General features: G+C 69.6%; 21 protein-coding genes and 3 pseudogenes. 8 read left to right on the top strand and 16 right to left on the bottom strand.

Going from position 1 to position 23384, the window contains the following annotated elements; all coding sequences use genetic code 11:
* Window positions 1-42: 42 nt before the first annotated feature.
* Together ABZV94_RS18525 and ABZV94_RS18520 are read right to left on the bottom strand one after the other, a co-directional pair.
* A pseudogene (locus ABZV94_RS18525) lies at window positions 43-581 on the bottom strand (IS5 family transposase); the annotation flags it as partial.
* A 31-nt stretch (window positions 582-612) separates the two neighbouring features.
* Window positions 613-1155: a TetR/AcrR family transcriptional regulator gene (locus ABZV94_RS18520; RefSeq protein WP_356341404.1), complete on the bottom strand. Its 543-nt coding sequence runs from the start codon at window positions 1153-1155 to the stop codon at window positions 613-615.
* 76 nt (window positions 1156-1231) lie between these two features.
* Between ABZV94_RS18520 and ABZV94_RS18515 the strand changes: the two genes are divergently transcribed.
* From ABZV94_RS18515 to ABZV94_RS18505, 3 genes are read left to right on the top strand one after another with little or no spacing between them, the layout of a single operon-like run.
* A complete protein-coding gene (locus ABZV94_RS18515; protein WP_356341403.1) occupies window positions 1232-2281 on the top strand; it encodes an aldo/keto reductase in 1050 nt (349 codons plus the stop codon).
* Entirely contained in the window at window positions 2278-2997 is a 720-nt protein-coding gene (locus ABZV94_RS18510) for a DUF998 domain-containing protein (RefSeq protein ID WP_356341402.1), read from the top strand. The genes ABZV94_RS18515 and ABZV94_RS18510 overlap by 4 nt, the downstream gene beginning before the upstream one ends.
* A gap of 10 nt (window positions 2998-3007) precedes the next feature.
* The gene (locus tag ABZV94_RS18505) at window positions 3008-4030 is read left to right on the top strand and encodes an aldehyde reductase (RefSeq protein WP_356341401.1); all 1023 of its coding nucleotides are present in this window, start codon (window positions 3008-3010) and stop codon (window positions 4028-4030) included.
* A gap of 324 nt (window positions 4031-4354) precedes the next feature.
* Here ABZV94_RS18505 and ABZV94_RS18500 read toward each other — a convergent pair.
* Window positions 4355-4459 (bottom strand): annotated as a pseudogene (locus ABZV94_RS18500) (IS5/IS1182 family transposase); the annotation flags it as partial.
* Window positions 4460-4548: 89 nt separating this feature from the next.
* Here ABZV94_RS18500 and ABZV94_RS18495 point away from each other — a divergent pair.
* Window positions 4549-5325, top strand: a complete 777-nt coding sequence (locus ABZV94_RS18495; protein ID WP_356341400.1) for a dihydrofolate reductase family protein — start codon at window positions 4549-4551, stop codon at window positions 5323-5325.
* Window positions 5326-5539: 214 nt separating this feature from the next.
* Window positions 5540-6388, top strand: a complete 849-nt coding sequence (locus ABZV94_RS18490) for a hypothetical protein (RefSeq protein ID WP_356341398.1) — start codon at window positions 5540-5542, stop codon at window positions 6386-6388.
* A gap of 596 nt (window positions 6389-6984) precedes the next feature.
* Here the strand turns inward: ABZV94_RS18490 and ABZV94_RS18485 are convergent.
* The 6 genes and pseudogenes from ABZV94_RS18485 to ABZV94_RS18460 all read right to left on the bottom strand — a co-directional run.
* A complete protein-coding gene (locus tag ABZV94_RS18485; protein ID WP_356341397.1) occupies window positions 6985-7467 on the bottom strand; it encodes a DUF3618 domain-containing protein in 483 nt (160 codons plus the stop codon).
* An 831-nt stretch (window positions 7468-8298) separates the two neighbouring features.
* Window positions 8299-8871 carry a hypothetical protein gene (locus tag ABZV94_RS18480; RefSeq protein WP_356341396.1) on the bottom strand — a complete coding sequence of 191 codons (573 nt, stop codon included), beginning with the start codon at window positions 8869-8871 and terminating at the stop codon, window positions 8299-8301.
* A 205-nt stretch (window positions 8872-9076) separates the two neighbouring features.
* On the bottom strand, window positions 9077-10126 hold the full coding sequence (locus ABZV94_RS18475) for a hypothetical protein (protein WP_356341394.1): 1050 nt from the start codon (window positions 10124-10126) through the stop codon (window positions 9077-9079).
* 660 nt (window positions 10127-10786) lie between these two features.
* On the bottom strand, window positions 10787-11728 hold the full coding sequence (locus tag ABZV94_RS18470; RefSeq protein ID WP_356341393.1) for a type II toxin-antitoxin system PemK/MazF family toxin: 942 nt from the start codon (window positions 11726-11728) through the stop codon (window positions 10787-10789).
* Window positions 11729-12165: 437 nt separating this feature from the next.
* Window positions 12166-12372: a hypothetical protein gene (locus ABZV94_RS18465; RefSeq protein WP_356341392.1), complete on the bottom strand. Its 207-nt coding sequence runs from the start codon at window positions 12370-12372 to the stop codon at window positions 12166-12168.
* 338 nt (window positions 12373-12710) lie between these two features.
* Window positions 12711-12860, bottom strand: a pseudogene (locus tag ABZV94_RS18460) (IS256 family transposase); the annotation flags it as partial.
* Window positions 12861-13038: 178 nt separating this feature from the next.
* Here ABZV94_RS18460 and ABZV94_RS18455 point away from each other — a divergent pair.
* Window positions 13039-13464 carry a hypothetical protein gene (locus ABZV94_RS18455; RefSeq protein WP_356341444.1) on the top strand — a complete coding sequence of 142 codons (426 nt, stop codon included), beginning with the start codon at window positions 13039-13041 and terminating at the stop codon, window positions 13462-13464.
* Here the strand turns inward: ABZV94_RS18455 and ABZV94_RS18450 are convergent.
* From ABZV94_RS18450 to ABZV94_RS18420, 7 genes are all read right to left on the bottom strand, one after another.
* Window positions 13412-14209: an IS5 family transposase gene (locus ABZV94_RS18450; RefSeq protein ID WP_356341391.1), complete on the bottom strand. Its 798-nt coding sequence runs from the start codon at window positions 14207-14209 to the stop codon at window positions 13412-13414. The genes ABZV94_RS18455 and ABZV94_RS18450 overlap by 53 nt on opposite strands.
* An 84-nt stretch (window positions 14210-14293) precedes the next feature.
* Window positions 14294-14797, bottom strand: coding sequence for an N-acetyltransferase (locus ABZV94_RS18445; protein ID WP_356341389.1), 504 nt, complete (start codon window positions 14795-14797; stop codon window positions 14294-14296).
* Window positions 14798-14946: 149 nt separating this feature from the next.
* Window positions 14947-16125: a thiolase family protein gene (locus ABZV94_RS18440; protein WP_356341388.1), complete on the bottom strand. Its 1179-nt coding sequence runs from the start codon at window positions 16123-16125 to the stop codon at window positions 14947-14949.
* A gap of 67 nt (window positions 16126-16192) precedes the next feature.
* Window positions 16193-17293, bottom strand: coding sequence for a branched-chain amino acid aminotransferase (locus tag ABZV94_RS18435; RefSeq protein WP_356341386.1), 1101 nt, complete (start codon window positions 17291-17293; stop codon window positions 16193-16195).
* A 30-nt stretch (window positions 17294-17323) separates the two neighbouring features.
* Window positions 17324-18085, bottom strand: coding sequence for an SDR family NAD(P)-dependent oxidoreductase (locus ABZV94_RS18430; RefSeq protein WP_356341385.1), 762 nt, complete (start codon window positions 18083-18085; stop codon window positions 17324-17326).
* 21 nt (window positions 18086-18106) lie between these two features.
* Window positions 18107-19246 (bottom strand): acyl-CoA dehydrogenase family protein, encoded by a 1140-nt coding sequence (locus ABZV94_RS18425; protein WP_356341384.1) that lies wholly within the window; start codon window positions 19244-19246, stop codon window positions 18107-18109.
* Window positions 19247-19295: 49 nt separating this feature from the next.
* Complete coding sequence (locus tag ABZV94_RS18420) at window positions 19296-22691, bottom strand: indolepyruvate ferredoxin oxidoreductase family protein (RefSeq protein WP_356341382.1); 3396 nt, start codon at window positions 22689-22691, stop codon at window positions 19296-19298.
* Here ABZV94_RS18420 and ABZV94_RS18415 point away from each other — a divergent pair.
* Window positions 22671-23051, top strand: coding sequence for a biotin-independent malonate decarboxylase subunit gamma (locus ABZV94_RS18415; protein WP_356341381.1), 381 nt, complete (start codon window positions 22671-22673; stop codon window positions 23049-23051). The genes ABZV94_RS18420 and ABZV94_RS18415 overlap by 21 nt on opposite strands.
* A 2-nt stretch (window positions 23052-23053) precedes the next feature.
* Window positions 23054-23384, top strand: a 331-nt coding sequence (locus tag ABZV94_RS18410; RefSeq protein WP_356341380.1) for a hypothetical protein, incomplete at its 3' end; no start/stop codon positions are given.

Raw genomic sequence — 23384 nt, 5'->3', positions numbered from 1 at the left:
CGACCAGGGCGTTGTTGTGCTTGAGCTTGTCGAAGCAGCGCTGGGGCGTGCGGGCCCGCACCGCTCGATGCGGATGCGGGCCTCACCGCCTCGAACTGGGTGCAGTCGTTGACGTTGCCTGCGGTCAGGTGGAAGGCCAGGAGGCGTCCTTGCCCGTCGCAGGCGAGGTGGATCTCCCTGGTCAGCCCGCCACGGGGCCGGCCGGTCACCTCACCCGGCCGGGACTGACCCCTTCTTCTGCCCCAGCCGCGTGCTGGTGGGCCCGCACGGTGGTTGAGTCGACGCACACGATCGTCCAGTCGACGGCGCCGACGGCATCGGAGTGCTGCTGGACATGGGCCGGCAGACGGTCCCAGATGCCGTCGGCGGGCCGGCGGCGGAACCCGTTCGTAGACCGTCTTCCACGGCCCACACCGCTCAGGCAGGTCCCGCCAGGCCGTACCCGTGGACAGCTTCCACAGGATGCCGTTGACCACCTGACGGCGATCCCGCACCGGACGGCCCATCCGCGGCGGAGCCGGCAACGGCTCGATCACCGCACACGACTCGTCGGTCAGCTCAAGACGACGCACCACGAACAGACCAACGTACCAACCACTTTACGGGCACGGCCTACGCCTGTGGTCGGGTGCGCAGTCCGTCGAGGATGAGGGCGAGCATGCGGGGTGCTCGGTCTTCGGGGCTGGACGCGGCGCGCCAGAGTGCGCCGGTGAGCTGGAGGAAGTCGCCGGGGTCGGCGTCCGTGCGGATGCTTCCGTCCTTCTTGCCGGCGTCGAGGAGCTTTGTGATGGCGGCGATGACCGGCCCGTAGCTCTGCTCGCTGATCGCCTGGTGGGCGCCGGGGCTGAGGGCGTCGCCGAGGCCGTGCTTGCGGCGCATCGCTTCGACGAGGTCGGTCGTCCAGTGGCGGAGCGCTTCGAGGGGCGGCATCTCGGCGAGCAGCTCCGGCACGGCGCTGATGATGCGTTCCACCTCGTCCTGGTAGACGGCCAGGACCAGCGCCTCGCGGGTGGGGAAGTTGCGATACAGCGTGCCCGCGCCGACGCCGGCGCGCTGGGCGACCTGGTTCATCGACGTGGCGCTGTCCTCGGCGAACGCCTCGCGGGCGGCTGCCAGGATGCGCGCCCGGTTCTCGCGAGCGTCTGAACGAACCACAGGACCTCACCTTGCTAAGTGGAGAACTCTCCACTACGGTATTCGGAGAGCTCTCCACTTAGTTTAGAGGGGCGTCATGCAGTACATCAAGCTCGGCACCACCGGTCTGGACGTGTCACCCATCGCCATCGGCGCGATGACCTACGGCGAGCCCGACCGGGGCCATCCCGTGTGGTCCAAGGGTGAGGAGGAGGCCCGCCCGCTCATCAAGCACGCGCTGGAGGCGGGGATCAACTTCTTCGACACCGCGAACCTGTACTCGTACGGGTCCAGCGAGGAGATCCTCGGCCGCGCGCTCAAGGACTTCGCCGACCGTGACGAGGTGGTGATCGCCACCAAGCTCCGGCACCCGATGCGGCCAGGTCCCAACGGCCGTGGTCTGTCACGGAAGACGATCATGACCGAGGTCGACCACTCCCTGCGCCGCCTCGGTACGGACTACATCGATCTCTACCAGATCCACCGCAACGACCACTCCACCCCGTGGGAGGAGACCCTCGAAGCACTCAGCGACCTCGTGAAAGCCGGCAAGGTCCGCTACCTCGGCGCCTCCTCCATGCACGCCTGGGAGTTCGCGAAGGCGCTGCACCTGCAGAAGCAGCACGGCTGGGCGCGGTTCGTGTCGATGCAGAACCACTACAACCTGCTCGCCCGGGAGGAGGAGCGGGAGATGATCCCGCTGTGCCTGGACGAGGGCGTCGGCACGATCATCTGGTCGCCGCTGGCCCGCGGCCGCCTCGCCCGCGCATGGGACGACGCCCGATCGACAGTGCGCTCCCAGACGGACGGCGCCTACGCGGACCTGCTGTACTCGCCCGCGCAGGAGGCGTCCAACCGCGCGATCATCGACGCGGTCGGGCAGGTCGCGGACGCCCACGGCGTCAGCCGCGCGCAGATCGCGCTCGCCTGGCTGCGCCACCAGCCGGTCGTCACCGCGCCCCTGGTCGGGGCCGGCTCGACCCGGCAGATCGACGAGGCCGTGGCCTCCCTCGACATCGAGCTCACCGACGACGAGGTGCGCGCCCTGGAAGCCTCGTACACGCCGCGGTACGACTGGCAGGCCGTCTCCGACGAGGCCGAACTGGAGGCCATCCGCAGGCGCGTCCCCGGCATGGCCCTTTCATGAACCCCATCGTCCGCTCCGGCGTGGCTGCCCGCGCCGGAGCCCTCCTCATCCTCCTCGGCCCGCTCGTGTCCTGGCTCGCCGAGTTCATCACCGCCGCCGCATGGCAGAACCCGCCGTACTCGCCCCTGTACAACTGGGTCAGTCACCTCGGCCTGACCGGCCCGCCACAGACCGCGTTCGGACAGGTCGCCAACTCCCCCCTCGGCGCCGTCATGGACACCGGCTGGGTGATCTACGGCATCCTCCTGACCGTCGGCGCGTTCCTCGTGTTCGACCCGCGCAAGGGCATCCGCCCGGTCATCATCGTGATCCTCGCCGTCCTCTCCGGCGTCGGGGTCTCGCTCGTCGGCATCGTCCAGGGCTCCACCACCAACGTCGACAACGGTCTGATCGCCTTCCACACCGTCGGCGCGCAGACAGTCATGCTCGCCGGCAACCTCATGGCGATCGCCGTCGGAGCCGGCGGACCCCGCATCGGGCTCAGCAGCGGCCGGTCGATCGCGAGTACCGCGCTCGGCACCGCCGGACTGATCGCGTTCCCCCTCTTCATGGCCGACGTGCTCACCGGCTGGATGTGGAACATCGGCATGTTCGAACGCGCCGTGATCTACCCGATCATGATCGGCCACGCCCTCTTCGGAAGTAGCCTGGCCACCACCCGGCGACGTCGTGTGACGTGCCCGCGGACACCACTCGAACCGCACGTCGCGAACTGAGGAGACACAGATGACACAGGTACTGGTCACCGGCGGGACAGGCTTCCTCGGCAGCTGGTGCGTCCTGACCCTGCTCGACGCCGGGCACACCGTCCGCACCACGGTCCGCGACCCGCGGCGCGAGACGGCTCTGCGCTCCTGGCTCCACGCGGCCCGGCCGTTCGAGGACGACCGTCTCACGGTCGTACGCGCCGACCTCGAGCACCCCGACGGCTGGGACGAGGCCGTCACCGACTGCGATGCCGTCCTCCACGTCGCCTCGCCGACCCTGCGCAGCACACCGGCGAACGACGACGACATGGTGGTCCCAGCACGCGAGGGCGTCCTGCGGGTGCTGCGCGCCTCCCGCGACGCCGGCGTGCGCCGCGTCGTCCTGACGAGCGCCTTCGGAGCCGTCGGGATCGGGCATCCCCCGCGCTCGACCCCGTTCACCGAGGAGGACTGGACCAACGTCCACGGCGACATCCCGCCCTACCAGCGGTCCAAGACGCTCGCCGAGCGCGCCGCCTGGCAGTTCATCGAAGACGAAGGCGGTGCCCTGGAACTGACAGCGGTCCACCCCGTGGGGGTCCTCGGACCACTGCTGGGTCCGGACGACCCGCCGTCCCTGCGCCTCGTGCGCAGAATGCTCGAAGGACGGGTTCCCGCGTGTCCCCCCTTCGGCATGGGCTACGTCGACGTACGCGACGTGGCGGACCTGCACCTGCGCGCGATGACCGATCCGGCAGCCGCCGGCGAGCGCTTCCTCGCGATCGCGGGCCACAGCCTGCGCCTCGTCGACGTCGCACGCATCCTGCGTGACCGCCTGGGGGAGCACGCCGCGAAGGCCCCGACCCGTGAACTGCCCGTGTGGCTCACGCGCGCGCTGAGCATCGTGAACCCGGAACTGAGACTGCTGCGGCACCAGCTCGGCCGGGACCTCGACGCCACCAGCGCCAAGGCAGAGCGGCTTCTCGGGTGGCGGGCGCGCCCCATCGAGGACACCATCGCCGACACCGCCCACAGCCTCCTCGCCCACGGCATCGGGACATGACCGCAGGCGTTGATACCAGCTGCCGGCCGGTCACGCCCGTGTGGAGGCCGGTCGGATGTCCGGCGGCGCGAGCCGGCCGCGGCGGGAGCTTCTCAGGCGGCCCAGCCAAGCCGTCGTCAACACCTTCTGCACCGTCAGGAACCCTGAGGCAGCATCCAGGTACTCCCGAGAAGCGCCGACATCAGTCCCCTGTGCACGAGGCCGCTCTCACCGCCGAGCGGCACGCGCTTGCGCAACTCACCAGCAAAGCCACGCGTCATCAGGCATGGGGTGCCATGCTCACTCAGCGGCCGAACTCTGCGCCACGACGCTGTCGATGGCGGCTGCGTCGCCGGCCTGGCCCGCTCCGCCGGTCAGGACCAGGGGTCGCGCGTGGCCGTCCGCGACCAGGCGTATCTCCGTGCTCAGCCCGCCACTAGAGCGTCCGAGCGCGTGGCAGGTCGGCTCATTTCGCTCCGCAGCCCCCTCGAGCCCTCGGATCGGGCAACAACGTCCCCGCGCGCCTCGATGAACGCGTCATGGCCCTCTCCCTCGACGGCCGCTACGCCGGCCCCCACCCTCAGGACATGAGCTGGGTCATGCCGTACGCCGTCTCCGACGTCGCCCGCGACCACCTGACCAGCCTCTGGCAGCCGGCGACGACGGCCCTGCTCGGGCGGGTCAACGCGGAAGGTTTCCGCTGCCTCTGGCTTACCGTCATCGGCATGCAAGGCGCCGACCCGCAGGACGAGCGCTTCGCGAAGTGGCTCGTCGAAACGGACAAGGTGCTCCTGTCCTTCACCCTTCGCGAAGCGCCGCGGGAGCGCACCACGATCTCCGACAAGCCGACCGCCCAGGCGGTTGTGGACCTCAGGGCGACCGAGGGCGGTGACATTCTCGTGCTGTCCAGCGCGAGCGTCATCCAGGCCCTGCTGGCGACCGACATGGTGGACAGGCTCGCCCTCACGGTCTTCCCCGACGTCGCCGCGCCGCTTGCCACCGCAAGCCGCGGAACCGTCAACCCTCCCTACGCCGAGCAGGGCGTCCACGCTTCTCGCTGTCGAACGGGTGATGTCGGGTTCGCCCAACGCCTGACGGCCTGGTCGTCCTCCGTATCAGCGGCGAGTCGGTTGCAGGCGCTCGATACGGTCCAGGTCGCCGGCAAGAAGGCTCCGGTGGCTGATGGTGAAGTTTCCGTTGAGCAGGCTCTGCCCTTCGCCGTAGTACCGGCCCACGACCACGGCCGGACCAACTCGTGGAGATCGGCGCCCTGTGAACGCCGACATCCCTCACCGGTTCGGCTTCCACCAGCGTGACGTCCAGCTGCTCCAGGTCGCCCCACCCGGCGGTGAACGACCAGCCTCCCCATGGGTGCCCGCGCCGCCCGGCCGTGAGCAGCCATGGCGCGGGTGCCGCGTAGTCACGCCCCTGTGACATGAACCCGACGATTCCGGAACCCATGATCCTTAGGGTTGTTCCAGCTGGTCAGAGCAGCCAGCCCCGCAGAATCCGAAGCCGCCAGGAGCAGCCATGCGTACCGCACTCCGTACCGCCCTCGTCACCGTAGCCCTCGTCGGTACCACCACCGCTTCTGTCGTCTCGGCCCATGCCGCCGCGCCTGCGCCGGCCGGGAGCAGCGCCTGCGTCACCGCCACGACCATCCCCTCCGTCTTCGGCGGTGGCATGAAGGTCCGCTTGGTCGGCAGCGCCGACAGCGGCGCGTCCGCCACGCTGCTGGATGCCAAGGGCCACGCCGTCGCGACCGTCAACCAGAGCAAGCCCACCGACCTGGCCGACGGCCTGAAGATCACCGGGGTGCTCTCCGCCAAGCCCGTCTTCGGCCAGCGCAGCCAGGGCGGGCCCACCCCCTGGCAGTCCACGCCCTTCCCGCCCCTGTCCGCCGACTGCACCCTGCGCGGCACGCTCTCCCGCACCCTGCGCCTCGACGCACGGACGACCGTCCAGATCTTCAAGGTCTCCGCCGACCACCACCAGGCCCGCGTCTTCCGGGACGGCAAGCTGGTGCGCTTCCTCGACGCGCACTCCCGCGCCGGCGCCGCTCTGTTCGGCAACCGCACGCTGGTACTCGACCCGGTCGGCGGGACCGTCAGCTGGACCGGCGCCGAGACCGCCGTCAGTCCCCGGCTGGGCCGCTACAAGCTGGCCAACGGCGCGATCGTCAAGCTCGTCAAGCACAACGGTGTCTACGGGGCCCAGCTGACCACCAGCCACGGCACGTTCTCCACCGAGTACGCCAAGGGACGCCCGGTCGTCCTCCAGGACAACGTCACCCTGGTCGTCCTGGGCGTTGACGGTACCCTCAGCAACCACATCTACAGCAAGTCCGTCCAGAAGGCCCCGGTCTACCTGGGTGCCTGAACCATCGGCGAAAAGGGGTGCCGTCGATCAGCACGGCGCCCCTTCCCCGCGAGGGGCACAACGTCCACGTTCCGTCTCAACGGTCAGCGGCAGCGAGGTGCATCCGCATCGAACCCGGGGTGCCCACCTCGGCACCTCCGTCGCAGACGGTGGCCGATCTCCCGGCTCCGGTCGGCCAGGGCGACCTCGCCGCGCCGTACCCCAAGAACTCGACCGGCCCGGAGCGGCCACCATCGGCCCTGGCAGCCCGCTATGCCCTGAACGCCGACTACCAGGTCGTGTCGAAGGCATCCTCTACGTCGGCCACTACGGCACCCTGTCGCGGCCCTGCGCCCCGACCACCGCAGGGGTACCGGTCGATCGGCGGGTGACGGTGGCTCCAGCGCGGTCGACGGCCGCCTGGAGCCCGATCATGACCGCGATTTGAAGGGTGGCCCCGAGCGCAGCACCTCGCGTCGCCGGCGGCATCGGGGGCGTCCTCGGCGTGAGCAAGTGTCATCCGTGCCTGCTCGAACGGTCCTGCCGCAGCCGTACCGTCGGCGGAACAGGGCGTCAGATCGACCGGCCTGTAGGCGACCTCGCGCTCTTTTCCCCGCTCACCCCTTCGTACGACGGCAGGCCAGCCACGCCACGACGGCCACGCCTGCCGCGGCCAGCAGCACCTTCCGGTTGTTCCGCGCCAACCGCGCTCCTCGGGCCGTCTTCTGCCGCACGGGCTCGGGTGCCTTCTCATGCCACAGCCGCCCGGCCTGGGCCGCTTTCTCGCGGGCCTGTTCGGCGGCTTGGGAGACGGTGTCCCTGACCGGTTCGGGTAGCCGGTCCTGCGCCTGGGCGGCCAGGCCGACAGCCTTCGCCTTCAACTGCCCGGCTGTGACGGCGCCTTGCTCCCTCAGCTCGCCGGCCTTCACGGCAGTCTGCTCCATGACCTTGGCGGCCTCCTCCCGGGCGCGTGCCTTGACGTCCGTCTTCGCTGCCAGTGCCTCGACCGTGTCCCCGAGCTCGGTGCGAGTCTGTTCGACCTGCTCGCGCAGTTCCTCGGGGCTGGTGGCGGTGGGCTCGTCGTGCGGCGGCTGGGTCATTGGTGCGTACTCTCCTCGATCTCGGCCACGTCGGCCTTGACGTTCTCGATCATCTGCTCGAGTGTGGGGCGGCGAGGCCTGGTCGACCTGCTTCCTCCCCTCTTATGGCCGTCACCGCGGCGATCACACCCAGTACCGAGGTGACGATCAGCACCGCCGCCCCACCCGCAGCGGTCCGGCCGACACGGCGATCACGATGGTGACCAGCGCCTGCAACATCAGGAAGCCCGCGACGCCGACCCCGCCGAACAGGCCACCGCCGCCGCATCGCCTGCATCTCCCCCTGCCACAGGCGGAGTTCGTCTCGCGCCGGCTCGGTCGCGGACTTCCCCCTCGCCAGCACACGCACACTGAGCCGAACGGGCGACGTGACCATGTGCTACGTCAGCCGCATAGGCCCTGACGGTCGGCCCGGCCCTGCCTGCGCAGGCTGGCCCAGGAAGCGGGGTGAGATCACCGAGGTTGAACTAGTGGTGTCGTCCTCGGTGATCAGGGGTTGACGGTCAGTCCGGTCTCGGTGAGGCAGCCGCCTATGAGGTGGCTGCGGTACTGGCCAGGGAAACGTGATGTCGTCAACGTGTTGACGTCCGTATCCTTCGGCGGTTGAGTCTGATCGAGGTGGGTCCCGGGCAGGTCGAGCTCGTCGTGCGGGGGCCGGGGCGCTGGCGACTCCTGTCTCCCCGCCGAAGTAGCGACTCCTCGGTGAGCTGTGGCTTCCCTCGCCCTGCTCCATGATGACCTGAATACTGAACTTGCAAGCGTGATGTCGGAGGAAGAGATGGGGAGGAGGGCATCCGCTCGGCAGTTACTTTGGAAGGGCCTGCCGGGCGCTCACCACTCGAAGGTTTTCCACTCCTGTTGGGGGATGCAGCCCTCCGTGGTGTCCCCGCAACGGTCGGCCCATGCTTCGGCCACCATGACCGGGCGGCTCAGCACGAGGTCACCGGTCCGCTGAGCCCGAAGCACCAGACCGAGCTGCTCCGAGCACGGATCCGCATGCTGCGAGTACTGCAGTTCCTTCGTGTGCGTCTCGAGGTAGTCGATGAACTGGTCCTCCAAGCGTGACGGCACCTGACCTACGAGTGCCAACCCGTCCAGGGTCACCTGCGGGCCGCGCAGTGCGTTGACCGCGATGCCTGCCAGGCCGACCGATCGGTCGTAGTACACGGTTACCGCTGGCCCGAAGAACGGTGCATCAAGTAGCTGCACCGACCAAAACTCAGCACATACGTAGTTCTCCCTGGAAGAACCACTCGAAATTCCGGTCTCCAGGACGCCATCAACTGCCGCCTCCGCCTGCTCGTGTGTCATGCCGAACTCCAGCGGCCCGACACGTTCGAACGGCGTGAACGCCCACGGGAGACGCTGCTCCTCCTCCAGCACACCCCAGACGTCCGTCACCACGATCAACCTCCGGTCAGCAGAGCACCTCGGCCTGGACAGCCGGCGGCGCGACGATACCCGAGCTGTTCGATCGGGGATCCAGCGGTGCCACTGCCTTCGTCCGGCTGGTTGGTCGTCGGCTCGCCGCTGTGCGGGGACAGGCCTGTGCCGACGAGGCAGCCGTCAATCAAGTCCGGACGGTACTGGATCTTCTTGAGCCGATGTTTCACGGCCCTGGTGATCTCGCCGAGGTCCGCAGCAGCCAGGTTGCCGAGATCGCGGTTGACCAAGGACCAGATGCCCTCCTGCGGATTGAGGTCGGGTGCGTAGGTACGTTGTCCCAGACCAGCACGATCGGTCCGCCGAGCTGGATGCGGGCCCGCACCAGCAGGTTGCGCAGGTCCCGCCAGCCGAAGCCCTTCGGCTCGTCCTTGCGGCCGTGGTACTCACGGATTGCATAGATCAGCCTCGACCGCGCCCCTGGCCTGTAGCAGACCATCCCGGCCATCGACATCCGTCCAGAGCCCCGGCCGCGCACCCGCACCACAGGTGTGCGGCCGACGCGTCCCCAGGTCTTCGAGCGCGGCGGCGTCATCGACTGCCCGGCCTCGTCAGCAAAGACGAGCCAGGCGCCGCGCGCCGCCGCGGTGCTCTTACCCGCGGCCAGATCTCCGTGCCGGGAGCGGGCCAGCAGCATCGGGGCGGAGGTGCCGTCCTCGGCATCGTGTGTCAGGGCACTGTGGCGGAGCCGGTGGAGTGTCCAGCCATGCAGGTCCTCGATGTCGTCAGGGGATGCGAACGCGCCGGTAGGAGTGGCGGGCGCGGTCGGTCTCAGGGCATACGTCGAGCGTCGGGGTTCCGGCGGGGGCCTTGCGGTCGGTGAGGAACAGCGGGCCGCGGGCGCGGCGAGCGATGACGCGGGGCAGCAGCTGGGCGGTGCCGGACTGCCAGTGAATCCACTCCGTGACCCGCCCTTGGCGGTGATCTTCCCGCGCTTGTCCTGCGGGTAGAGGTCTTCCGCATTCAGGCGCAGCACCTCGTCGGCCCGTGCGGCGACTCGTAAAGCATCTTGCACTGCGTCTTCTCCCGCAGCGCGACGTCCAGGCGTCACAGGGCGGCGATCTGGTTCTCGAAGAGGGCCTTGGTGCGGTCCGGCGGTGCCCGGCCGCCGCTCGATTCCGATCGTGGGGTCGCCGACGATCCAGCCCTGGCGCTGCCACCAGCCGATCGCCTTGCGTGCGATGGACAGCTCCCGGTTGACGGTGCCGGCGTCCATCTCGTCAGCCCGCGAAGCCGCCCGGGCAAGACGGGCGGCTTCGCGCCCCGGCGGGCGGGTCCGGTCGGCGCCGGTTCGCCGGCGAGCATCCATCCCCACGTCGTCAGCGAGGTCCGGTAGATCCGTGCGGAGGACTTCGCGATCCCGGCGCCGGTGAGGTACCGCTCGACCGCTGCGGTGTACGACGAGGGCGGGGCGGACAGGGGCACCACCCGGGCGCGCGGCAGCCGGAGCGCGGCCCCCTCCAGGACTCGGTCACCGGTCCGATCGTCACGTCCGCCGCGCCCTTCTAGTGCTGCCGCAGTAAGGGGCTCCATGGCCACCACCAACCACGTCCGCAACGGGGCCGCCAACTCCTCGATCCGATCCGCCTGTAGAAGCCCCGGGCCATGCCGACACGTGCGGTTGGCTTCACCGCGCACTTGAAGTGAGCAGCAGCCGCGTCGACGACGAGGGTGAGACGCACACGCACACGCACACCTCGCACCGTAGGCCACTTCGGCGCGGGCCCCGGAGGACGTGCCATGTTCAAGCCTGCTGGAGCGGCTGGGGCGTCAACTGCCTTCGCTCGCATCGTCTGTGTGTCTCGCATCTCGGTGTCGACGTCCGGCTCATATCTAGGTGATGCGGCGCAGGAGGCCTCCGCCGAGTGCGATGCGCTCAGCGAACGCCGTGGCGGCGTTTCACCTGCTCCCAGACGTCGGTGTCGCACGGCCCGGCGAGCCGCCGGAACGCCTCGTAGGGCAGTTCGCGCAGCGGGGCCGGCTCAAGCCAGCTGTCCTGTACGGCGGTTGGGTCCCAGGAGGCCACGGGCATCCGGACATAGTCGGGGCGGCCGCTCTTGTCCGCACTGGTGACCTTGAGCACCTGGGCGTGATGGCGGAAGGCGCGCACGACCAGACATGGCCTGTCCTTCGAGCCGGTGCCGTCGTCGAAAGGAAGCTCGGCGAACCAGACGTCGCCCGGCGCGGGAGGACGTCCGCGGAACATGCCGGGATCCGGTGGTACCGACTCCGGACCTTGGCGCCGCGTGGACGCGGGCCCACTTGGCTGACGTACGGATCCGTAACCCGCGCCCCTTCGTGGCGGGCGCACCGGACCCCATCCGGTGCCCCTGCGTGGCGGCGTCGCAGCGGGGCGGGGCAGGGAGCGGATCCAGGTGCCGAGGAGCAAACCCGTGACCAGCAGCGACACGCCGGCACCGGTCAGTGCGCTGGAAATGAGGTCGGCGCCGGTCGCCGCCGCGAGGAGAGCACCGCCCAGGCACTCGGCCACCACCAGGCATGCCTGGATGCGCACCGAGCCGCCTTTCCCCGCTCGTAGCGGCGCGGGCCTCGTGGCCCCGGGCCTGACCGGTTCGGTGGGTTGCGGAGTACGAGAGCGGGCGCGGGCGTAGGCGATGAGCAGCGCGATCAGCAGGACGCCGACCAGGTCCAGCACATCGGAGAACCCGTAGTCGCCGTCGTCCTGGTAGCCCTTGTCGTAGCCAAGGACGAACAGGGCCATCGCGGTCAGGCTGGTGAGGGGAAGCCATGCGCCGAGCAGGGCGACAGCCAGGACGGCGTACGCCGCGCTGCCGTGTCGCCCGATGGTCTCCCGCACAGACACCTCCCCCCCGGCCCGGCGCCGACAGTACTGCCCTGACCTGCGGGCGGGGAAACCCGCATACAGAAGGGAGCAGCTGACCGGAGGCGTGCGGACCCTCGGCCCACCGGCAACGACGACCCCATCTACCTGCGCGCCCATGCCAGTCCTGAAGGACACGACTACGACGGACGGATCGCACCACTGCGCCAGGCCGGAGCGCCAGGCCTGAACAGAGCGGGCCTTTCCCCGGGGAGGCTGTTCCCCAAGCGTCCGGCCGGCCATCGTGACGGAGGATCGTCTCGTCCTCCCGGCGTGCCACGGTCGCATGGACCCAGGCCCTCCACATCGACCACTACGACATCTGCCGCGCCCACCGCATCACCGAACGCCACCTCGAGCACCTCATGGCCCTGCGCGAACGCACCCGCACCCGCACCCGCCTGACCCTCGACTCAGTCCTGGACAGGTTCTACTCGGTGGGGCTCCGCTCCGCCGAGGTAGAGCATGCACCCCACGGTCTCGTCCACGTCCTCCGGGTCGAAGCTCTCCGGCGGCACGACGTAGATTCCGGTGGTGGGGGCGGGAAGCCAGCCAAAGTCACGAGGAGGGTCGTACTCCTCGTAGTGCCCCACGCAGAGGCGAGTGGGCGGGATCGACACCGTGCAGACATCTCCTGCTCGGAGGGCAGGAGGCGCCGGCTCGAAGTGATACGGGGACCACTCACCGCTTGGATCGGCCCACGGGAGGTGGAATGTCCCGTCCCAGCGAACTTGCCCGGAGTTGTCGATCTCTCCCCATGGCCATTGAAGACGGATGTGGGTCGCATTCACCGAGACGACCCGAGCGCTTGCCGGCTTGCAAGAGACGATCACTTCGTCGCCAACCCGATACGCCATGTCTGATCGCCCCGCCCCGGTCGTGAAGGATCGAGGACAGATCAAGATCTGTGCAGCTGGACTGGCCCCGCCACGGCCCGGCTGGGCGCTCTCTGCCGTGATCAAGCTGCCCGGTCCTCGCGCTCGACGAGGAGGCCGTTCTCGAACACAGCACCAGCGCGGACCAGCGGCACGAGGTGCGCTCCAGTGATCGCGCGCCGGCGGGCCTGTGCGGACTCGACCAGCTAGAACACCATCGCCGAACGTGATCCGTTGATTTCTGCTGGTCAGGCATGGTGTAGCTCGGAATGAGAGACATCTGGCGTCTTGTTTCCGCTCCGTGAGCGAGGGGTGCGCGATGGCGTCGGTGCTGGGAATGCGCGAGGAGCGGGAAACAACGGCCCGTGTGCGGGTGGAAGGGCTACGGACGAAGTCGCCTGGTTGGCTGAGGTGTTGGAGGCCGCCGAGATCGGGCTGGACCGGCGGGTTATCGCGCGGGAAGAGCTGGTCGAGGCCCTGACAGCCTCGGCTTCCGAGACCACCGCCGGGGCCGAGGAGAAAGCGATGCTGTCGCTCGCGCCCGTGCCGGGCTCGACGGTGCCGCCCTGGCGCGAAGGGCTGCCGGTGACAGTTCTGGCGCCGGACTATCAGTGCATTCTGGGCGTGCTGGAACGGCAGCGATCCACGGGTCACGGACCGCTTCGGGCCAAGGAGATCGCGGTGAAGCTGGGCCTTGACGCGACGCCGGCGAAGGTCGAGGGGTTGCCGTCGAAAGCCCGGCGCCTGGCGGAGCGCGGGTGGCTCCTGGAGGCGTCGGGGGCGTTCAGTGCCGTCCGGCGGAGCGTGGCCGTCCCAGACGCCGGCTCATCCGCGTGACCATCGACCACCGGATCATCGCCTCGCTGATGGCGGGCAGGGTTTCGTAGTCCCGGGCCAGACGGCGGGAGTTCATCAGCCACGTGAACGTGCGCTCTGCCACGCAGCGCCTGGGCCGCGCCGGCAGCACCACGAACCCTGCCATGTCGTCGGTGCGCTTGACGCTCTCCAAGGTCAGGGCGAATTTGTCCCGGCACCAGCCGACGAGGGAGCCGGTGTAGCCGCCGTCGGCCCACACGAGGGTGATGTCGCGGTGCAGACGGCGCGGCCGGATCAGGAGGCCTGCCGCGGCGTTCCGGTCGCCGATGTTCGCGGCGGTGACCGCGACGGCCAGGAGCAGGCCGAGGGTGTCGGTCACGACGTGCCGCTTGCGGCCCGGCACCTTCTTCCCGCCGTCGTAGCCGCGTGAGGCGGCCGGCACCGTCGCGGCGGCCCGCACCGACGGCGCGTCGATGATCCCCGCTGTGGGCTCGGCCTCACGGCCCTCATGCTCACGGACCGTGCCGCGCAGCCGGTTGTGGAACTCGGCGATCAGCTCGTGCTCGCGCCAGCGGCGGAAGAATGGGGGGACCCGGGTCCATGCGGGGAAGTTCGAGGGCATCGCCCGCCATGAGATCCCGCCCGCGACCAGGTAGCGGATTGCGTCCAACAGCTGCCGGTGGCAGTAACCCTCGGGCCGTCCACCCCGCCACCCCGCCCCTGGAACCAGGCCGGCACCGGCACCAACGGCCGGACGGCCGCCCACTCCGCGTCCGTCATGTCCGACGGATACCGGCGCACCCGGTCCGGATGGTCGACAGCCTTCGAGATCGGTACGGGCAACAACCACTTATGTGGCGGGATGCTCCGGCAGGGCGAGCCAGTCCGACCAGGAGATCTCGCGGCCGAGGAAGCGCGGCTGCTCGAACGGCCAGTCGGCGGCGATCCACTGCGGCACCAGCGCGTCGAGGGCCTGCTCGACCTCGCTGCCCACGAGCTCGTCCACTACCCACCAGGAGATCTCGCCGTCCGCGCCTGCCCTCTCCGGTGGGTCGATGTAGACACAGCCGAGCAGAGCTGTCTCCGCCGCGTCGAAGAGCGCGTAGTTGAAGGACTGGTGTGCGGCGATCTCCTTCTCGTGCCGTAGCAGGTCGGCCTGGTCGGCCTCGTAGGTCATGGTGGCCGCGGGCCAGCCCCAGGCCGGGCCGAAGATGGTCCACAGCCGCTCGCGCGAACCCATCACAGCCGGATAGTCGAGCGGGGTGTCCGCCTCCCGGATCGGCCGCAGGTGATGGCCACCGCCCGGCAGCGGTACCAGGACGGGGTGGACGAAGTCAACGGGAAGCCAGCTCATGGCGCCTGACCGTAGCAGCGCGCGGCCGTCCGCTCCCCTGGATTTTCCCCGTGGGGATGCCGCCGGGTCGGAAGCTGACGGCGCGGCGGCCGGCGAAGCAGGGGGCCGCAGAGACCGGGCAGACCAGCGGTCATCTTCCGCCGCCTCGCTCAGAGCAGTTCGATGATCGTGGCGTTGGCCATGCCACCGTACTCACACATCGTCTGTAGCCCGTAGCGTCCCCCACGCTCTTCGAGGGCACCTACCAGGGTGGTCATGACACGCGCGCCGCTCGCACCGAGTGGGTGCCCGAGCGCGATCGCTCCACCGTGCACATTGAGCCGGTCGTGTTCGACCTTGAGGTCGCGCATCCATGCCATGGGGACACAGGCAAACGCCTCGTTGACCTCGAACAGATCGATGGCGGCCGTGGTCATCCGTGCGGCATCGAGCACCCGGCGGGTGGCGGGGACGACACCCATGAGCATCAGCATCGGATCATCGCCGAGCACCGCGGTTGCATGGATGCGCGCCCGCGGGCGCAGTCCGAGGGCCCTGGCACGCTCGGCGCTCATGAGGAGCACGCCGGCCGCCCCGTCAGTGAGGGGGGAGGAGTTGCCGGCTGTCACCTTCCAGTCGATCTCCGGGAAGCGGGCGGCCGCCTCGTCGGTGCGGAATGACGGCCGCAGGGACGCGAGTTGAGCTTGATCGGTGGCGGGCCGGACGGTCTCGTCGACAGCCAGGTCAGGTGCGTCCGAGACGCGGATCAGGTCGCGCTCGAACGCCGGGCGGGCTGCGTGGGCTCGCTGGTGGGAGGCGAGGGAGTAGGCATCGATCTCCTCGCGCGCCAGCCCCCAGCGGGCACAGATGAGTTCCGCGGAGAGCCCTTGCGGAATCAGTCCGCCGGGGAAGCGCTCGGTGACACGGGGACCGAGATGGTCGGCGTCGCCCACGTCGGACCGCATGGGGGCCCGGCTCATGGACTCCACACCGCACGCGATCACGGTGTCCGCCGCTCCGGCCTGGATGGCGTGTGCGGCGAAGTGGACCGCTTGTTGGCTGGACCCGCACTGCCGGTCGACCGTGGTGGCCGGCACAGAGGTCGGGAACCCTGCGGCCAGCACGGCGGTCCGGGTGATGTTCACACCCTGTTCGCCGGACTTGGTCACGCAGCCGCCGATGACGTCGTCGACGAGGTGCGGGTCGAGGTGGTTTCGTTCGGCGAGGTGGGTGAGGACATCGGCGAGAAGGTCCACGGGGTGGACGTGGGACAGTGCGCCACCGGCTCTGCCCTTGCCCGCCGGCGTCCGGACGACGTCGACAATCACTGCGTCACGCGCGGATTCCATGACTGCTGTGCTCCTTCCTGGATGGTGATGTGTCATCAGCTCGGTGCCGGCTATTGTCGGCTACCGGTCAGGTGCACGGGTGGAGCCAGCCATGGGTGTCGGCCTCGCGTCCGGTCTGGTGGCGCAGCAGGGTGTCGCGCAGGCGCAGGGACACTGCGCCGGGCCGGCCGTCGGCGATCGTCCAACTGGTGGTGCTGGTTTTGGCCTGTCCGACGGGCGTGACGACGGCTGCCGTTCCGCAGGCGAAGACTTCACTGATGGAGCCGTCCGCGCAGCCGCTCTGCCAGTCCTGAAGGCTGATGCGGGTCTCGCGTGTGGCGTACCCGAGGTCGTCGGCGATCGTGAGGAGGGAGTCGCGGGTGACGCCCGCCAGGAGGGTGTCGGTGAGCTGTGGTGTGAGGACGGTGGCGTCGGACCCGTTGCCGTGGACGAAGCAGAGGTTCATCACTCCGACCTCTTCGATCCACCGGCGCTCCAGTGCGTCGAGCCATACGACCTGGTCGCAGCCGTGGTTGGCCGCCTCCGTCTGAGCGATCAGGGAAGCTGCGTAGTTGCCGGCGAACTTCGCCGCACCGGTTCCGCCGGGGGCGGCACGTACGTACTGCTCGGACACCCACACGGAGACGGGTTTGATGCCATCGGCGAAGTAGGCGCCCGCCGGGGTGGCGATGACCATGAAACGGTAGGCGCCGGCCGGTTTCATGCCCAGTGTGTTCTCGGTGGCGAACATGAAGGGCCGCAGGTAGAGGGATTGCTCTGCACCGTGGGGAACCCACGCGGCGTCCTGCCGTACCAACAGGGCGCAGGCTTCGATGAAGAGGTCGGTGGGTAGTTCGGGCATGGCCAGACGACGGGCGCTGCGCTGGAAACGGAGTGCGTTGGCCCGCGGGCGGAAGAGGGCTGCCGTTCCGTCCGGCTGTGCGTAGGCCTTGAGCCCCTCGAAAATCGCCTGCCCGTAATGGAGGGTCATGTTGGCCGGGTCCATGGCGAACGGCGCGTAGGGCACGATGCGCGCGTTGTGCCAGCCCCGGTCGGTGCTCCAGTCGATCGTGACCATATGGTCGGTGAAGTGTCTGCCGAAGCCCGGATGTGCCAGGATCGCGTCGCGCTCGGCGGCGGGCCGGGGTGAGGGATGCGGGTGCTGCTCAAAAGGGATGCGGTAAGTCACAAGGCGGTCCTGGTTCTTGGGCTGTGAAGATCAGCGCGGAGCCATGCGCAGGGCTCCGTCCATGCGGACGGTCTCGCCGTTGAGGTAGTCGTGCTCGGCGAGCATGGCGACGAGGTGGGCGTACTCGCCGGGGTGTGCCAGCCGCTTCGGGAAGGGCACTTTGTCGGCGAGACCGGTCCGGACCTCGTCGGAAAAGGCGGCCATCATAGGGGTGTCGACCAGGCCGGGGGCGATGGTCATCACCCGAATGCCGTGATCGGCCAGGTCGCGGGCGGCGGTCAGGGTGAGTCCGGCGACACCGGCTTTTGCGGCGGTGTAGGCGGCCTGTCCCACCTGTCCTTCGAAGGCGGCGATGGAGGCGGTGTTGATGATCAGGCCACGCTGGCCGTTCTCGTCCGGTTCGGCTTGGGCAATGGCCGCGGCCGACAGGCGCAGGACGTTGAATGTACCGACAAGGTTGACGTCGACAACCCTCCGGAAGAGTTCGAGGCTGTGCGGGCCACGGCGTCCGAGGACGCGTGCGGAAGGAGCGATGCCGGCACAGTTGACGGCCAGGCGCAGCGGGGCGTCGTCGGCGCGGATGCGCTCCAGGGCTGCGTGCACCGGCTCTTCCCGGGTGACGTCGGCAGGCAGCAGCGTCACGTTGGGCGCCGGTGAGGCGGCGTCCTCAAGAGCGGTTTCGAGGTCCAGCCCGTAGACGTGGGCGCCCGAGCGGGCGAGGAGGGCGGCCGTGGCAGCGCCCAGGCCTGACGCGGCACCAGTCACCAGGGCGGCACTGCCGTGCATCTGCATGAGATCTCCCTCGTGGGGTGGTCAGCGGGCGAGTTGGCGACTGATGACCAATCGCTGGATCTGGTTGGTTCCTTCGAAGATCTGCATGATTTTGGCCTCACGCATGTACCGTTCGACGGGGTAGTCACGGGTGTATCCGTATCCGCCGAAGACCTGAACCGCGTCCGTGGTGACCTTCATGGCGGTGTCGGTTGCGACGAGCTTGGCGACGCTGGCCTGGCGGCTGTAGGGGCGTCCCTGGTCGCGGCGGCGGGCGGCGTCCAGGTAGGTGGCACGTGCGGAGTCGACGGCGGCAGCCATGTCGGCCAGGAGGAAGCCGAGTCCTTGGTGGTCGATGATTCGGCGGCCGAAGGCGGTGCGTTCTTGGGCGTAGGCGACCGCGGCGTCCAGAGCGGCCTGGGCGAGTCCGGTGGCGCAGGCGGCGACGCCGAGCCTGCCGGCGTCCAGGGCGCTGAAGGCGATCTGAAGACCCTGCCCCTCCCTGCCGATGAGCCGGTCGGCGCTGAGGTGGGCGTCATCCCAGAAGGCCGCCGTGGTGGGGATGGCGTGCAGGCCCATCTTCTCCTCGGGCCGGCCGAAGGTGAGGCCGTCGGCTTGTCCGGGAGCGAAGAAGCAGGAGATGCCGTCGCGGCCCGGGCCGGTGCGGGCGAAGAGGGCGTAGAAGCCGGCTTTGCCGCCGTGGGTGATCCATGCCTTGGCACCGTTGATGCGGTAGCCGTCCGCGTCCTTGTCGGCGCGGCAGGTCAGGGCTGCCGCGTCGGAGCCGGCCTGTGGTTCGGACAGACTGTAGCCGCCGATGAGGCGGCCGCTGACGACGTCCTCCGCCCACTTTCGGCATTGATCGCTGGTTCCGAAATGAAGCAGGGGGAAGGCGGCCAGAGTGTGGACGCTGACGGCCAGAGCGACGGCCGTCCAGCGTGCCGCCAGCTCCTCGAGGACCTGAAGGTAGACCTCGTAGGGCTGGTTCGCGCCACCGAACTCCTCGGGATGGGGCAGACCGAGCAGTCCGGCATCGCCCAGCACACGGAACAGTCCCTGGGGGTAGGTCTCGGCGCGCTCGTGCTGGTCGACACGGGGAGCGAGTTCCTTGTCGGCGATGTCCCGGACGAGGCCGAGCAGATCCTCGGCGTCCTGTGTGGGCAGCAGACGGTCGACAGGCATGATCGGGGCACTCCTGGTCGTGGGGCGGGCGAAGGGGGTACGGGCGGGCTCAGGCGGGCACGGCGCTCGCGGCATCCAGATCTTCGAGGGCAGTGCGGGCCGCCGCCCGGAAGTCGGCGATGCGGGCCAGCTTGATCTCCTCGTAGCCGCGGATGTCTTCGACGAGGCGCGCCAACTCCTCGACCTCGGTGGCGTTGTCCGCCGTCAGATGCGCGAGCGCGGTTCGGACAAGGCGCCGATACTCCGCTACCAGTACGCGCTCCTGCCGTCGGAGCTGCGCGTAGCCGAAGACGTCCAGCCGGGTTCCTCGCAGCCCCCGCAGGGCGTAGAGCATCTTGAAGACCGCGGGCGCGGTGCGGCGCAGGCGTATCTTGCGCTTCATCCCCAGGGCGCGCAGCACGGGTGGGTGCAGCAGGACGGCGATGGTGGCGTCCGCACCGAACTCGTCCTCGATCCTGGCTTTCTCCACGGCGTCGAGATGCAGCCGGGCCACTTCGTACTCGTCCTTGTACGCCATGAGTTTGTGCAGTCCCTGGGCGTAGGCCAGCGCGACGCGCTCGCCCAGCTCGTTCCCGGCCCGCTTCCTGGCCTCGGCAGCCACATGCCGCACCTCACCGGCGTATTGCCGGGCATACGCCTCGTTCTGGTAGGTGATCAGGTCCGCGCTGCACCGTGCCACCGCGTCGTGCAGACGGCCGGACCGCGCGACAGTGTCCGCCAACGTCCGTGCCTCGGGTGTGATGTCGACGACCTGCCGGGCGGGCGCGGCGAGGGCGCGCTGCACCGCCGCGGGATCGATGACGGCCGCCCGCCCCCACCGGAAGGCGGCGAGGTTCGTGTCCACGGCCGTGCCGTTGAGGCGGATCGCGGCTTCGATGGAGCGGTCGGTCAGGGGTATGCATCCGTGCTGGTACGCGGCACCGATCAGCAGCATGTTGGTAGGCATGTGGTCGCCGAAAAGTGCTTCGGACAGTGTTTGGGCATCGAGGTAGAGGTTGCGCTCGGAGCGAGTGGCGGATTCGATCCGCTCCAGTGCGTCGTTCGGGGAGCCGGGTAGGACCACCCGGTTGGTGACCATGGCGGCGGTGGGCACGATGGCGGTGTTGACGACGGCGATGGTGTGGCCGGGGCGCGCAGCCTGCACATTGGAGTCGGCCGCCGCGCCGAGCAGGTCGAAGCCGACGAGTACGTCGGCGGTGGCGCGGGAAGCCCGCACCGCTCCGGTGACGGGGGCGGAGGAGATCCGCACGTCGCTGACGACGGGACCGCCTTTCTGGGCAATTCCCGTTTGCTCCAGTCCAGCGGCGTGGTAGCCGTCCAGGTGGGCGGCCATCTGGAGGATCTGCGAGACGGTCACCACGCCTGTACCGCCGACGCCGGGCATCCGGAGCAGGGTGTTGTCCCCACGGAGTGCGGGGGTGGGCGCCGTCAGGTCGACGGGGAGAGCGGGGATGGTGCGCGACGGCCTGCCCTTCGGCTCGACGAGGAGGAAGGAGGGACAGTCACCCTTCAGGCAGCTGAGGTCCGAGTTACAGGAGGCCTGGTGGATCTGGGTCTTACGGCCGAACTCCGTGTCGATGGGATGCACGGACAGGCATGCGGACACATCACCGCAGTCACCGCAGCCCTCGCAGACCCGTTGATTGATGACGACCTTCTCGGCGGGGATGGGGAGCTTGCCCCGCTTGCGCAGTCTGCGTTCCTCCGCGGCGCACCGGTCGTCGTGGATCAGCACGGTCACGCCGTCGGTCGCGGCCAGTTCCTTCTCGGCCTCGGGAAGGTCGTCACGGTGACGGACCGTGGCTATCGGGTCGAGTCGTACGCCACGGTAGGCATCCTGTTCGGTCGTGGTGACGATGATTTTGCGCACGCCTTCGAGAGCGAGCCAGCGGGTCAGTGCCGGTATGTCCAGGCGCCCTTCCGGAACCTGGCCTCCCGTCATGGCCACGGCGTCGTTGTAGAGCAGCTTGTAGGTCATCGTCACGCCTGCCGCCACCGCCGCGCGGATGGCGAGTGACCCCGAGTGGTGAAAGGTGCCGTCGCCGAGGTTCTGCACGAAGTGCCGGTCCTCGGTGAAGGGGGCGAGGCCGATCCATTGGGCGCCTTCACCGCCCATCTGGGTCAGTCCGATCTGGTGGCCACGTCCCTCGCGGTCCAGAGCGACCATGATGTGGCAGCCGATGCCCACCCCGACGAGGGTGGTGTCGTCCGTACGCGTGGAGGCGCTGTGGGGACAGCCCGAGCAGAAATGCGGTGTTCGCGTCGACACGGTCGGCAGCGCGATACGGGCCGGGGCCGCTGGTGCCATGGCGGTCAGCTGGGCGGAGGCGGAGCGTGGCAGGCGATCGGGCCCGATGCGCGTTGCCAGCGCCCTGGCCACGTCCTCGGCGCCCAGCGTGCCGCGGGCGGTCAGCAAGGGGCGGCCGTTCTCATCGCGTCGGCCCACCACCACGGGACCATCACCCCTGCGGTAGAGGGCCTCCTTGAGCTGTCCCTCCAGGAAGGGCGTCTTGTCCTCGACGACCAGGACCTGCTGCAGGTCGCTGGTCATGCCCACCATGTCCTCGGCGGACAGGGGGAAGGGCATCGCAAGGCGGATCAGCCGGATGCCCAGCGCCTCCATGTCGGCCTCGTCGATACCGAGGTCGTCGAGAGCGCGCCGCACCACGGCGTAGGAGGTTCCGGAGGCCACCACGCCCAAGGTGGCACGGCGGGCGCTGAAGCTGATGTGGTTCAGTCCGGTGCGGCGTGCGTACTTCCGTGCCAGATCCAGACGCCGGGTGAGCATGTCGTGTTCGGCATCGAGCGAAGCCGGCCCCACGAGGGTGGGGGGCGCGCCATGCTGCGACCGGGTCGCAGCGGGGATGTCCGGCCGGAGCAGGTCGAGGTCGACGATCGCCGAGGCATCCGCGATGTCCGCCACGATCTTTAGCCCGGTCCACAGCCCGGTGGCGCGGGACAGGGCCACAGCGTGCAGTCCCAACTCGATGACTTCGGCCACGGAGCCCGGCGCGAGCAAGGGCATGGACAGGCTCTGGCACATGAGCTCGCAGGAACTCGGCACGGTGGAGGACTTGGCGCCCGGGTCGTCACCGATCCAGGCCACGGCGCCGCCCAGTGCCGCGGTGCCCGCCACCGTGGAGTGCCGGATTGCGTCGGCAGCCCGGTCGAGGCCAGGGTTCTTGCCGTACCAGAATCCGGTGACGCCATCGTGTCGGCGTCCGGGTACCTGCCCGAGCATCTGAGTCCCGGCCACGGCTGTTGCGGCCAGTTCTTCGTTCAGGCCGGGGCGGAACACGACACCGGCAGGCTCGAGGAAGCGGTGTGCCCTGCCCATCTCGAGGTCGACGCCGCCCAGCGGTGAACCCTGGTAGCCGGTGACGAACGCGCGGGTGTTCAGGCCCCGCTCCTCGTCCAGGCGGCGTTGCTCCAGCACCTCGCGCACGGGCTTCAGGCCAACCGGCTGGTCGCCCTCGACGACGACGCGGTCCAGGTGCAGGTCATGGGCAAGGAGTCCGCCGCCCGCATCACCCGCCGCACCCTCACGGAACTGGATGAGGCCGCCAGGAGCGTCCCCGCCACCGCCTACGACGTACGGTCCTTCGCCACCCTCGGCGCACTGCACAAGCTGCTGCCCGGCGACACGGATGTGGAACAGGCCCGCGCGGTCCTGGTCGAGACCGTGGCCGACGTGCGCGGCGGCCCCCGCGACCTCTCCACCCGCCTCACCTCCCGGGAGGCGCGGCAGGCCCGCGCCGCCTCGGCGGAGGTCCGCCGCCGACTGGCAGAGACCTGGGAGAAGTGAAGGTGACGGGTACGGCAGGGCGGGGGCTCGTGGGCCACGGCGGCGAGCAGTCGGCGTTGCGGGACGTAGCCGAGCGGTCCCGGGGCACCGCAAGACAGCAGTCCGCGTGCACACCCGCAGCGGAGCGGTCCGCGTGGGCGCACGGCGCCGCGCCCGCCGCGCACGACCTCGTCCGCCTCGCCGCGCCCGCCGATCTCAGGCCCGTTCCCTGCACCGGTTCCCAGCCCGCCTGGGTCCGGGACAGTCTGGTCGCGGCCCCCTGGGCGGTCGTACGACGTGCGCCCGCACCGCCCGGGCTCGTGCCGGTGGGTGTGCGCGGCGCCGGGCGCGGCC

The sequence above is a fragment of the Streptomyces sp. NPDC004658 genome (genome assembly GCF_040609555.1).
In the GTDB taxonomy this organism is placed as follows: Bacteria; Actinomycetota; Actinomycetes; order Streptomycetales; family Streptomycetaceae; genus Streptomyces.
The sequence above is the reverse complement of the archived record's forward strand: the minus strand, read 5'-3'. Positions and strand labels throughout refer to the sequence as shown.

Excerpts from the sequence above, each read along its gene's own strand:
- ABZV94_RS18425 (WP_356341384.1), bottom strand. The coding sequence starts at position 19,246 with ATGCCTGTCGACCGTCTGCTGCCCACACAGGACGCCGAGGATCTGCTC.
- ABZV94_RS18475 (WP_356341394.1), bottom strand. The coding sequence starts at position 10,126 with ATGGACGCCGGCACCGTCAACCGGGAGCTGTCCATCGCACGCAAGGCG.
- ABZV94_RS18445 (WP_356341389.1), bottom strand. The coding sequence starts at position 14,797 with ATGAGCTGGCTTCCCGTTGACTTCGTCCACCCCGTCCTGGTACCGCTG.
- ABZV94_RS18495 (WP_356341400.1), top strand. The coding sequence starts at position 4,549 with ATGGCCCTCTCCCTCGACGGCCGCTACGCCGGCCCCCACCCTCAGGAC.
- ABZV94_RS18510 (WP_356341402.1), top strand. The coding sequence starts at position 2,278 with ATGAACCCCATCGTCCGCTCCGGCGTGGCTGCCCGCGCCGGAGCCCTC.
- ABZV94_RS18490 (WP_356341398.1), top strand. The coding sequence starts at position 5,540 with ATGCGTACCGCACTCCGTACCGCCCTCGTCACCGTAGCCCTCGTCGGT.
- ABZV94_RS18440 (WP_356341388.1), bottom strand. The coding sequence starts at position 16,125 with ATGGAATCCGCGCGTGACGCAGTGATTGTCGACGTCGTCCGGACGCCG.
- ABZV94_RS18430 (WP_356341385.1), bottom strand. The coding sequence starts at position 18,085 with ATGCAGATGCACGGCAGTGCCGCCCTGGTGACTGGTGCCGCGTCAGGC.
- ABZV94_RS18515 (WP_356341403.1), top strand. The coding sequence starts at position 1,232 with ATGCAGTACATCAAGCTCGGCACCACCGGTCTGGACGTGTCACCCATC.
- ABZV94_RS18505 (WP_356341401.1), top strand. The coding sequence starts at position 3,008 with ATGACACAGGTACTGGTCACCGGCGGGACAGGCTTCCTCGGCAGCTGG.
- ABZV94_RS18485 (WP_356341397.1), bottom strand. The coding sequence starts at position 7,467 with ATGACCCAGCCGCCGCACGACGAGCCCACCGCCACCAGCCCCGAGGAA.